The organism is Bradyrhizobium acaciae, from assembly GCF_020889785.1.
GTDB lineage: Bacteria > Pseudomonadota > Alphaproteobacteria > Rhizobiales > Xanthobacteraceae > Bradyrhizobium > Bradyrhizobium acaciae.
On the sequence record NZ_JACMYK010000205.1, the window covers coordinates 1 to 10,554 of the forward strand.

10 protein-coding genes are annotated in these 10,554 nt (G+C 65.9%); 4 read left to right on the plus strand and 6 right to left on the minus strand.

Going from position 1 to position 10,554, the window contains the following annotated elements:
- The first annotated feature begins 96 nt into the window (after positions 1-96).
- The 3 genes from fliP (at position 97) to H8A92_RS37825 (ending at position 3,028) form a co-directional block, all read left to right on the plus strand.
- Entirely contained in the window at positions 97-849 is a 753-nt protein-coding gene (gene fliP / locus H8A92_RS37815; RefSeq protein ID WP_229200340.1) for a flagellar type III secretion system pore protein FliP, read from the plus strand.
- An 85-nt stretch (positions 850-934) separates the two neighbouring features.
- Positions 935-1,822 carry a hypothetical protein gene (locus H8A92_RS37820; protein ID WP_229200342.1) on the plus strand — a complete coding sequence of 296 codons (888 nt, stop codon included), beginning with the start codon at positions 935-937 and terminating at the stop codon, positions 1,820-1,822.
- A gap of 54 nt (positions 1,823-1,876) precedes the next feature.
- The gene (locus H8A92_RS37825) at positions 1,877-3,028 is read left to right on the plus strand and encodes an aminotransferase class V-fold PLP-dependent enzyme (RefSeq protein ID WP_229200343.1); all 1,152 of its coding nucleotides are present in this window, start codon (positions 1,877-1,879) and stop codon (positions 3,026-3,028) included.
- Here the strand turns inward: H8A92_RS37825 and H8A92_RS37830 are convergent.
- The 5 genes from H8A92_RS37830 to H8A92_RS37850 all read right to left on the minus strand — a co-directional run bounded on the left by H8A92_RS37830 (position 3,025) and on the right by H8A92_RS37850 (position 6,804).
- Complete coding sequence (locus H8A92_RS37830) at positions 3,025-4,266, minus strand: YbfB/YjiJ family MFS transporter (protein ID WP_229200345.1); 1,242 nt, start codon at positions 4,264-4,266, stop codon at positions 3,025-3,027. The genes H8A92_RS37825 and H8A92_RS37830 overlap by 4 nt on opposite strands.
- Before the next feature lie 121 nt (positions 4,267-4,387).
- Positions 4,388-4,633: a tautomerase family protein gene (locus H8A92_RS37835; RefSeq protein WP_229200347.1), complete on the minus strand. Its 246-nt coding sequence runs from the start codon at positions 4,631-4,633 to the stop codon at positions 4,388-4,390.
- A gap of 22 nt (positions 4,634-4,655) precedes the next feature.
- Complete coding sequence (locus tag H8A92_RS37840; protein WP_229200348.1) at positions 4,656-5,366, minus strand: SDR family NAD(P)-dependent oxidoreductase; 711 nt, start codon at positions 5,364-5,366, stop codon at positions 4,656-4,658.
- Positions 5,367-5,581: 215 nt separating this feature from the next.
- On the minus strand, positions 5,582-6,526 hold the full coding sequence (locus H8A92_RS37845) for a LysR family transcriptional regulator (RefSeq protein ID WP_229200350.1): 945 nt from the start codon (positions 6,524-6,526) through the stop codon (positions 5,582-5,584).
- A gap of 38 nt (positions 6,527-6,564) precedes the next feature.
- Positions 6,565-6,804: a hypothetical protein gene (locus H8A92_RS37850; protein ID WP_229200353.1), complete on the minus strand. Its 240-nt coding sequence runs from the start codon at positions 6,802-6,804 to the stop codon at positions 6,565-6,567.
- Between the two features lie 148 nt (positions 6,805-6,952).
- Here H8A92_RS37850 and H8A92_RS37855 point away from each other — a divergent pair, with 148 nt between their 5' ends.
- Positions 6,953-7,921, plus strand: coding sequence for a glyoxalase superfamily protein (locus tag H8A92_RS37855; RefSeq protein ID WP_338026698.1), 969 nt, complete (start codon positions 6,953-6,955; stop codon positions 7,919-7,921).
- A gap of 12 nt (positions 7,922-7,933) precedes the next feature.
- On the opposite strand, the gene H8A92_RS37860 is transcribed toward H8A92_RS37855, so the two are convergent.
- Positions 7,934-10,554 (minus strand): tetratricopeptide repeat protein (locus H8A92_RS37860; protein ID WP_229200355.1); only part of this gene is annotated, 2,621 nt, incomplete at its 5' end.

Below are 10,554 nucleotides of genomic sequence, written 5' to 3' on the forward strand. Positions count from 1 at the left end.
CGAGCCGCCCGCCCCGCCCGCCGGCGGACAGAAGAGCGGCTTCGAGAATCTCGAGGACGAGATGGCCTCGCTGCTCGGCCGACCGAAGAATCCTTCGTGAGGTTTCGGGCAGTCCCGCGTAGAGTTTTTTTCATCGCTGTCCTGATCGCCGCCGGATCCTTCGCCGATCCGGCGATGGCGCAGGACATCAGCATCAACCTCGGCGGCGGCAATGGCGGCGTGACCGAGCGCGCGATCCAGCTGATCGCGCTGCTCACGGTGCTGTCGATCGCGCCGTCGATCCTGGTCATGATGACGTCGTTCACGCGCATCGTGGTGGTGCTGTCGCTGCTACGCACCGCGCTCGGCACCGCCACCGCGCCGCCGAACTCGGTGATGATCGCGCTGGCGATGTTCCTCACCGCCTTCGTGATGGGACCGGTGCTGCAGAAATCCTATGACGACGGCATCAAGCCGCTGGTCGCCAACCAGATCGGCGTCGAGGAAGCCTTGCAGCGTGCCTCCGTGCCCTTGCGCGGCTTCATGCAGAAGAACGTCCGCGAGAAGGACCTGAAGCTGTTCATGGACCTCTCCGGCGAGCCGCCCCCGGCGACGCCCGAGGAGATGTCGCTGCGCATCCTGGTGCCGGCCTTCATGATCTCCGAGCTGAAGCGCGCCTTCGAGATCGGCTTCCTGCTGTTCCTGCCGTTCCTGATTATCGACCTTGTGGTCGCCTCGGTGCTGATGTCGATGGGCATGATGATGCTGCCGCCGGTGGTGGTCTCGCTGCCGTTCAAGCTGATCTTCTTCGTGCTGGTGGACGGCTGGGCGCTGGTCGCCGGCAGCCTGGTGCAGAGTTACGGGGGGTAGCCCCGCGAAACATTCATAGCCCGCTCGCTGGATCAGCCGCGCGGTTGCACTATCATGCGCGGCACCGCATCCAGGGAGCCGCGCCGTGCAGCAGCCATTCGACCGCGCCGCAGAAGACCTCGGCAACGCCATCCATCTGGAGCACGTCAATGTGCAGGTGCCTGACCAGCGCCTCGCCACGCTGTTCTATGTCGCCGGCATCGGGCTGACCCGCGATCCCTATCTGATGGTCTCCGACAGCAACATGTGGGTGAATGCCGGCCGCAGCCAGTTTCATCTGCCGAGCGGCCGGCCGCAGGTGCTGCGCGGTCACACGGGTATCGTGATCGCCGGGCGGCAGGCCCTGCTCCAGCGCCTTGCCGCGGTCGCGCCCAAACTCGAAGGCACCGCGTTCGGCTATCGCGAGCACAACGATCACGTCGAGGCCATTTGCCCTTGGGGCAACCGGCTGCGCTGCTTTGAACCGGACGCCCAGCGGTTCGGGCGCATCGCGCTCGGCATGCCCTATGTCGAGTTCGAAGTACCCCGCGGCACTGCCGAAGCAATCAGCCGCTTCTATCCTGAAATCATGGGCATCCCGACCAGCGTTTTAAACGGCGACGGCGTCGTCGCGCGCGCAAAAGTCGGCAAGGATCAGTATCTGCAATTCCGCGAGAGCGATGAAGCACAGGGCGAGTTCGACGGGCATCACGTCCAGATCTACATCACGGATTTCTCCGGCCCGTACAGGCGGCTGCGCGAACGCAATCTGGTCTCCCGCGAGGACAATCAGTACCAGTACCGCTTCTGCGACATCGTCGATCCCGCCAATGGGCGGCATCTGTTCACCGTCGAACACGAGGTGCGCAGCGCGACCCATCCGATGTATCTGCGGCCGCTGGTCAACCGCAATCCGGCACAGACCAACCGCACCTTCGCCAATGGCTACGATCAGGCGCCATGGGCGATGGGCCCCGACCAGTATGACGGATGAGCCGCGCGCTCATCCTCTCCGCGACGTCATCTGCAATCCCAGCCACGAGACGACATGCTTCCCTCCCAGCGCCATCTGTTCGAGATCCCACGCGAGGTCTGCTACCTGAATTCGGCGTCCTACAGCCCGCTGCCGCTCAAGACGCTCGACGCCGGCCGCGCAGCGGTCGGACGCAAGGGCCAGCCCTGGACGATCGACGCCGGCTTTGCCGGCCGCCAGCATGAGCGTGCCCGCAGCGCGGCAGCCCGTCTGATCAATGCCGATGCCAATGACGTCGCGCTGATCCCGGCGATCAGCTACGGCGTCGCCACGGTGGCAAAGACGCTGACCATTCCGCGCGGCACGCGTGTCATCGTACTGGAGAACGATCACTCCTCGCCGGTGCTGGAATGGCACACCCGCTCCGAGGCCCAGGGCTTCATCGTCGACACCGTGCGCCAGCCAACCGACGGCGACTGGACATCGGCCGTGCTTGCAACGATCGAGCGATCGGGCGCGCCGCCGGTCGGCCTCGCCTCGATCTCCTCGGTACACTGGTCGGACGGCGGCTTGATCGACGTCGACAAAATACAGGCCGCGCTGCGGCGGCAAGGCGCTGCCTTCGTCATCGACGCGACCCAAAGCACGGGCGTCGTGCCGATGGATGTGACAAGGCTCGATCCGGACGCCGTAATCTTCCCGACCTACAAATGGTTGATCGGCCCCTACGGCCGGGCGTTTCTTTACGTCGCAAAACGCCACCAGAACGGCGTGCCGCTGGAGCAGACCTCCGCCGGCCGCCGCAACGTCAACTCCGAGAGCCCGGTCTATTTCGGCGACCTCGCCTATGTCGACAGCGCACAGCGTTACGACATGGGCGAGCGCGATCATTTCATCACCCTCGAAATGGCCTCGATCGGCATGGAGATGATGGCCGAATGGGGCGCCGCGGCCGTCAGTGCGCGGCTTGCGATGCTCAACCAGCGGATCGCCGACGGCGTCCATGACCTCACGCTCAACATGCTTGCGCCGAGCTTGCGCGCGCCGCATATCCTGAGCCTCGGCATGGCCGGCGGCATCCCGAAGGAGCTGATCGCGCAGCTCGCCGCCGAGAACATCCACGTCGCGCTGCGGCTCGGCCGGATGCGGATATCTCCGCACGTCTTCAACGACGAGGCGGATGTCGACCGCCTCGTCGCTGTGCTGACCAAAGCGTTGCGCGGTTAGCTCGGCCTGCGTCCCAGAGCGACGACGCTGAACAGTTCAATCGCCAGTGCGATGGCTACGCCGGCGGCACCGATCACGAACAGCAGCGCATAATTGCCGCCGCTCCGCGCGAACAGATAGGACAGGCCATAGGCGCCAGCCGCCTGGAACAGCGCGAAGGTCGTGGTGGCCTGCGCCCAGGCGAAGCGCTGGCTCGCCGCCGAATGCGGGATCAACTCGTGGATGCGGCCGATCAGCAGCGGCACGATACCGGGCGTGAAGCCGCCGACGATGAGGCTCGACACGATCAACGCGGCGGGCGAGTTCGTCAGGGCGGGTAGCGCGACTGCAACGGCCTCGATCAGAAACGCCGCACGCAGCGCCGCAGCGAAACCTGCGCGATCGGCGAGATGACCTGCGAGCAGCGGGCCGACCACCGCGCCGATGCCGTACAACACCCAGTAATGCGATCCTGCAGCGATCCCCTGTCCGAGGCCACGCGCCACGTAATCGACCAGGAACACCATGTGCGGCACCAGCGCCAGCGCGTTGAGACCGTATTCCACGCACAACGCGATCACCAGCGGCGAGCGCACGCCATGCGACGCGACGTGGGGCTCGGCTGCACCATGTGTGGCAGGCACGTCCGCCGGCCACGCCCTCCAGCTGATCAGGGTCAGCGCCGCCGACAATACGCCGAGGCCGTACCAGGCCTGCTTGACGCCTTGTTGCAGCAACAGCGGCACCAACGTGCCTGACGCAGCGATACCCAATCCGACGCCGGCGAAGATCACGCCGCCGATCAGGCCGCGCTTGCTCGGCGCGGTGTGCGGCAGGATTGCGGTCGCCGCCAGCACCATGATCACGCCACCGCTGATGCCGGCGAGAAAGCGGAAGCCGAAGAACCAGATGAAGGAGATCGGCACCGCGCAGGCAAAGCAGGTCACCGCAGCGAGCAGCATCATGCCGCGCAGCGCCCACACCGAGCCGATGCGCGCGCCGAGATCGCGGGCGATCAGCGCGCCGGCCAGATAGCCCGCAAGGTTGGCGGCACCGAGATAGACAGCTTCCGCCGGCGTGAACCACTTCGCCGCGATCAGCGCCGGGATCAGCGGCGTATAGGCAAAGCGCGCCAGTCCGAGCCCGACCAGCGAGGCACACAGCCCCGCGGTTGCGGACAGCCACAGCGGGCTGCCTGCGTCGCGATGCGGCTTGGCGTGATGGCGCCTGTCCTGATCGACATTGGCTGACATGGACATCGCAGTAGGCCCTCCGGCCGTTCATGAAAAATGATTAATTGCGATCGCAGCAATCGCTCGCAGCGATCACTGTTCGCCCCTCCCGATCGGAAGAGGCGCGAGGTTAATTTGGCAAAAGCGGTCAGCGGGACGAGCTCGCAACGGCAGCAAGCTTCTTCCGATATTCGAGCGCGGGCAGCCCGCCCCAGCCCCAATTGTCGGTGTCGACTTCCTCGACGATAACGAACGTCGAGTCCATCGGCTTGCCGAGCACGTCGCGCAGCAGTTCGCTGGCGCCCTTGATCAGCGCGGCCTTCTGCTCCCGTGTGGTGGACGACGCACCCGGCGCCGTCCCTTCACGCGTGACCTGGATCTTGACGATAGGCATGGCGCTCTCCCGATCACGCTCGCTAGTGACCGGCGCTCTGGCCGCCGTCGACGTGCAGGATCTCGCCCGTGACGAAGCCTGCACCTTCCAGGAACAGCACCGCGTCGACGATGTCCTTCATCTCGCCCATGCGCCTGACCGGGTGCAGCTTGGCGAGGAAGTCATGGGTCTCCGGAGCGTGCATCGGCGTCTTGATCACGCCGGGCGCCACCGCGTTCACGCGGATGCCCTTGGCGGCATATTCAATCGCCAGCGACTTGGTCGCTGCGTTCAGGCCGCCCTTGGTCAGCGACGCCAGCACCGAGGGGACATTGCTGTTGGCATGGTCGATTAGGCTGGTCGTGATCTGCACGATGTGCCCGGAGCCCTGCTTCACCATCTCCTTGGCGACGCGGCGGGTGATGTAGAAGAAGCCGTTGAGGTTGGTCGCCAGGATCGAGGCGTAATCCTGATCGGTATGATCGGTGAACGGCTTGGCGATGAAGATGCCGGCGTTGTTGACCAGCGTGTCGATACGGCCGAAGCGCCCAAGCGCCTGCTTGACGATGCGCTCCGCAACCTCGGGATCGCCGATGTCGCCCGCCACCGCCAGAACATCCGGGTCCGACGACGGCTTGATGCTGCGGGAGTTGGCGACGACGCGATAGTTGCGGTCGCGATAGCCCCTGACGATGGCCTCGCCGAGGCCCTGCGATGCACCGGTGACGATTGCGACCTTCTGCTCTGCACCCATGATCTCTCTCCATCTGTTGCTGAAGCGACCCAGCGCCGCTTCGATGGAGACCAAACTAGATACATCCGCATTCCGCGCGAATGCACGCTGTTCGGTAGACACTCTTCCGCGACGCGAACGACTGAGCATGATCCGGAAAAGTCTGAAGCGGTTTTCCGGCACGACGAACGCGAAGCGTTTGATCATGCGCAAGCAAAAACAAAAGCGCGATGAACTCATCGTCGCGATTTTGCCCCGGCCTTGCTGGCCTCCCGGGAGAGCCGCTCGAAGTAGCGCTTTAGCCGCGGCGACGCGAAATCGACGAAGGCGCGCACCTTCGGAACATCGAAGCGCCCCTGCGGCGCCAAGAGATGCACCGGCAGCGGCGGGGGCTCGTCGCCGGCGAGCAGGATCTGCAGCCGCCCGTCGCGGATCTCCTCGGCGATGTGATACGAGAACAGCCGCGTGATGCCGTGCCCTTCGCTCGCGGAGGCGACCGCCGCCCGCACCGTGTTGACGACCAGCCGCGGCGCAAACTGCACCGCGCGCGCGACCTTCGACTTGGCGGCCGGCGGAAAGCTCCAGGAGTCGAGCCCGAAATGCGTCATCGCGATGATCTGGTGCTTTGCGAGATCGGCCGGCTCGCCGATCACGGGATGCAGCGCGAGATAGCCCGGCGATGCCGCGAGCACGCGGCGCACCTCGCCGAGCTTTATTGCGATGAAATTGGAATCGGCGAGATGGGCGATGCGCAGCGCGACGTCGATGCCCTCGTCGATCAGGTTGACGGTGCGGTCGAGCATCGCGAGCCGCACAGACACCGCCGGATGTTCCGTCATGAAGGCATCGAGCAGCGGCCGCAGCACGTCCTCGCCGACTACGACAGGCGCCGTGATGGTCAGCGTGCCGCGCGGCGCCGACCGCTCGCCGCCGGCCGAGATGTCGGCTTCCTCGAGCTCGCTGAGGATGCGCCGGCACGCCGACGCATAGCGCTGCCCGGCATCGCTCAGCTTCAGCGACCGCGTGGTGCGATGAAGCAGCTCGGCGCCGACATGATGTTCAAGGAACGCGATCGCCCGGCTGACCGCCGCCGGCGAACGCCGCAGCTTCCGCCCGGCACCGGCAAGGCTGCCCTCGTCGACCGCCGCGACGAAGACCTTCATGGCGTCGATGCGGTCCATCGCTCCCCCCGCTTCGCGCAGCCCGCTAACCCTTCGCGCTATGCTGCTTGCACGTCATACTGCTTGCTGAGGTGATCGCCGATCTGCACCAGCATTGCGACGCATTCGGGATAGCCGGGCCTTGCCACCGTGGCCTCGTTGGCGCTGGCGCGGAATTCCCAGCTGTCGCCGTCGCGCAGCACGGAGATGTCGATGCCGTCGGGGCAATCGGCATGCACCTTCAACTCGGCACGCGCCATTGCGATGAGTTCGGCTTCGGTCTTGATCTGCTTGCTCATGTGACGACGTCCTCCCGGCTGGCGGCTTCAGCCATGGTTGCCGATTTGACAGCGGAATGTCGAGAGGACGAACGCGATCACGACCTCTTGCAATTGACAAATCGCACCTCTCCGGCGAACATTCCGCCGGGTCGATACCACCCGCCGCTTGCACCCCGCCCCGGGGACGGTGAATGTATCAAGCCAGTTTCAGGCTTCCTTTGCCCGTACGAACGGGTCAGCAACGCAAGCCCCTGACGCTTTTCCGTTCGTCGATGCAAAGGTTGACCCCATGCGCGACTTCCGTGATGCCAAGGCCATGGCGCAAACGCTGCGCGAAGCGCTCGGCGCCAAATCGATCCCCCTCACCCACAGCGACAGCCTGGAGCTGATCGCAAAACTGTTCGGCCAGCGTGACTGGAACACGCTGGCCGCCCGAATTCAGTTTGCCGGACCGCCGAGCGCGCCGGTCCAGGCTACAGACTTCACTGCAGAATCACCGCCGATCGCCACGCGGCAGGAGATTGCCGTGGATTCGGCCACGCTCGATCGTTGTGCCGGATTCTACCAGCTCAACGACCGCGCCGTGTTCACGGTGACGCCCGATGGACATCATCTGGTGATGCAACTCACCGGACAGCGTTCGGTGCGCTTCTATGCCGAGAGCGTGACCGAATTCTTTGCCAAGATTGTCGACGCGCGGGTCAGCTTCGTCGTCGGACCTGACGGACGAGCCAGCTCGCTGATTCTGCATCAGAACGGCAGCGATATTCCGATGGCGCGTATCGACGCCGCGACGGCAAGGAAAATCGCCGATCAGACGGCGGAACGCGTCAAGAACCAGTCGGCCAACCCGGGAACCGAGGCTGCACTTCACCGCCTGATCGATGGGATCGCGTCGGGGAATCCCAACTACAATGAGATGAGCCCGGCACTCGCGGCGGCGACACGCAAGCAGATGACGTGGCTTCAGCCCCTCGCGGACCTCGGCACGATCCAGTCGGTCCGCTTTCTCGGGGTCGGCGAGCAGGGCGAAGACGTCTACAGCGTCAGACAGGCGAACGGCGCGTCGCACTGGCGCATCGCACTTGACGACAAGGGGATCATTTCGACCGCATGGGTGTCGCCCGGGCCGTAAGTGCCTGCGTCTCTACTGGGCTGCGCTGGCACGGCGCTCGCCCTTGATGACGGGCAGCGTGCTCACCGGCGCGGCCTTCGGCTTGTCGGGCAGCGATCCGGTCGCGACCGGATCGGGCAACGGCGCGCGGGCGGTGGCGTCGGGAAAGCGGGTCTTCATCTCGCGGATGAAGCCGTCGAGCGTGTCGACGCTGGCGGCCATCCGCGCGATCTGGGCGAATTCGGCGCTCGAGGTTGCCACCGGCTTGCTCGCCGAGTCGAACGCGAGCTTGTCGGCGTCGCCGGACATCAGCGGGGCATATTTTTCGCGGAACCGGGACAGCCCGATGGCGTCCTCGGCAAGTGCGTAACCGACCACGGCGCGGATGATGTCGGCCTTCTCGCCCGGATTGAGCGGCGTGAAGTCGCGCCAGCGGTCGCCGTAGTAGAGCTCGATCTGCTCGGAGGCCTCGCGCCAATGACGTGACGCCCAATAAATGTCCGAGCGCAGCCGGATCGCCTCGCGGCCCGTGATGTTGGAGATGATGTCGAGCGCGAGGTCGTGCCGGCCGACGTCGCTCTGCGCGCGCGCCTCGAGCAGCAAGCGCTGTTGGCGCAGTTCGCCGGAGAGGTCCGCGATCCGGGTCGAGCGCAGCGCGCCGATGGCGCGGTCGGGCTTGCGGTTCATCAGATAGACCATCGCAAGCCGCGCGGCGACCTGGGCGCGTGCCGCGCCCTCGAGCCGCTTGTCGACCTGGTATTGCAGGAGGTCGGCGGCCTGATCGAGCAGATCGACACCGACCAGGCGGTCCGCGAGACGGCGGATCATCTCATCGCCGCGGCGGCCGATCGGCGTCAGCTCGCGATATTCGTAGAAAGTGCCGAGCGCGTCGATCGGCGCCATCTCGTCGCCCTTCGGGCCGAGATAGAGCTGCACGAACAGCGCCGAGGCAGCATCCTGGGCCTGGCGCGATTCCGGCGCGTTCGGCTGCAGCCGGGTCGCGGCACGCGTCACCGCGAAAGCATCGGCATAGCGTGCGGTCTCGGCGTAGATCTTCGACAACACGTAGAGCGTCTTCAGCTCGATATTGTCGCCGCGCCACATCATCGACAGCAGCTCGAGCTCCTTCAGCACGTCGTCGCGGCCGATCTCGCCGCGCTTCTGCTTGAGCAGCGTCTCCAGCAGCTTGCCTTCGGCGGCGGCCTGGCGGTCGGCCGAACTGATCGCGAAGCGGTAGGCGTCGAGCGCGTCCTTCTCCTGGCCGAGCGCTTCGGCGAGCCGGCCGCGCAGCACCGCAACCGCGGGCTTCAGCTCGTCGGGAACGCCGACCACGTCGAGATCGCTCTTGCGCCGTGCGGCGCCGGCATAGTCCTTGACCTCGAGCGAAGCCTTCATCGAATCGATGGTGACGATGCGCTGCAGGTCCGGCGGCAGCGTCGCGACCGCGAATTCGGCGTTCTTGAACTTCTCGCGCGCCTCGGCCCATTTGCCTTCGCGGGCAAAGGCGAGGCCCTTCCACAATTGGGAATCGTAGCCGTTGCCGATCGCGGAATTGGCGAGATCCTTGAATCCCTGCGCCGGATGCCCGATCAGGATGCTGGCGACCGCATGCACCATCACCACGGGCGCCGTCTCACTGCCGCGCTTGCTCTCGGAGAGGATCAGATTGGCGACGCCATGAGCTTCCTGGTACATGCCGCGCGCCATGTAGAATTCGGCAAGATCGAGCCGCGCCTGCGGCAACTGCTCGGCATTGGCGGTCGAAGCCGCCGCCATCAGGCCGTCGAGCCGTTTGAGGAAATTCTCCGACTGGTTCTGGCGCCACTCGTCCGGGTCGAACAGCGGCTTCACCGCCGCGGTCGCGCGCTCGGCGGCGACGTCGGCCGACGACAGCGTCAGGCCGCCGGGCCGGCCCAGCATCACCTTGTCGGCGCCGACCTCGGCCTTCACGTCATCCGCGTTCGCATGAACCACGACGCCATGGATCGATTCCAGCAATGAGAGCTCGACGAAATCCTGCCGCTTGATGATGCCGCGGGTCGGCGGCGGCGCGGTCACCACCCAGAGCGTATCGCCGGCGTCCGGATCGACCAGTTTGTGGAGCTGGCCGGGATTGGCGAGCGGCACGCTGACATTGGCGAGCGAGGGCTCCGAGATGTTGCGGACCACGGTGAGCGGCAGCGGCGGCTTCTGCACCCGGTCGGCAAAGGTCAGCGTCCAGCTCACGCCGCGCGAGCGGTCGTCGCTCTCGAGCGACGGCATCTGCGGCCGGTTGAGGCGGAAGCGCACCGCCTGCCCCTTATCCAGCGGGATCCGGCTGACGTCGGAAATCAGCGCACCGCCCTTGGCGCGGATCGGATCGACGTCGATCGGATCGGCGGTGTCGAACACCATCCACACCGTATCGGCGCGGCGGAACAGCGCCGCCGGTGTCGCGCCGGGGAATGAGAACGTCACACGCAGCCCATCGCTGTCGCGCTGGGTTTCGACCACGGGTTTGCCGCGGGGCTCGACGGGCGGCGATGGCGCAGCGTTGGGCTTCGGCGTCTCCATCGCAGCCGCGGCTGCGGCAGCGGGCACAGGCTTCGGCGCTTCGCTCGCGGGCGTCTTGCCCGGTTCCGGCTCAGAGCCGGCGCTGGCGTCGTGCGGCACAG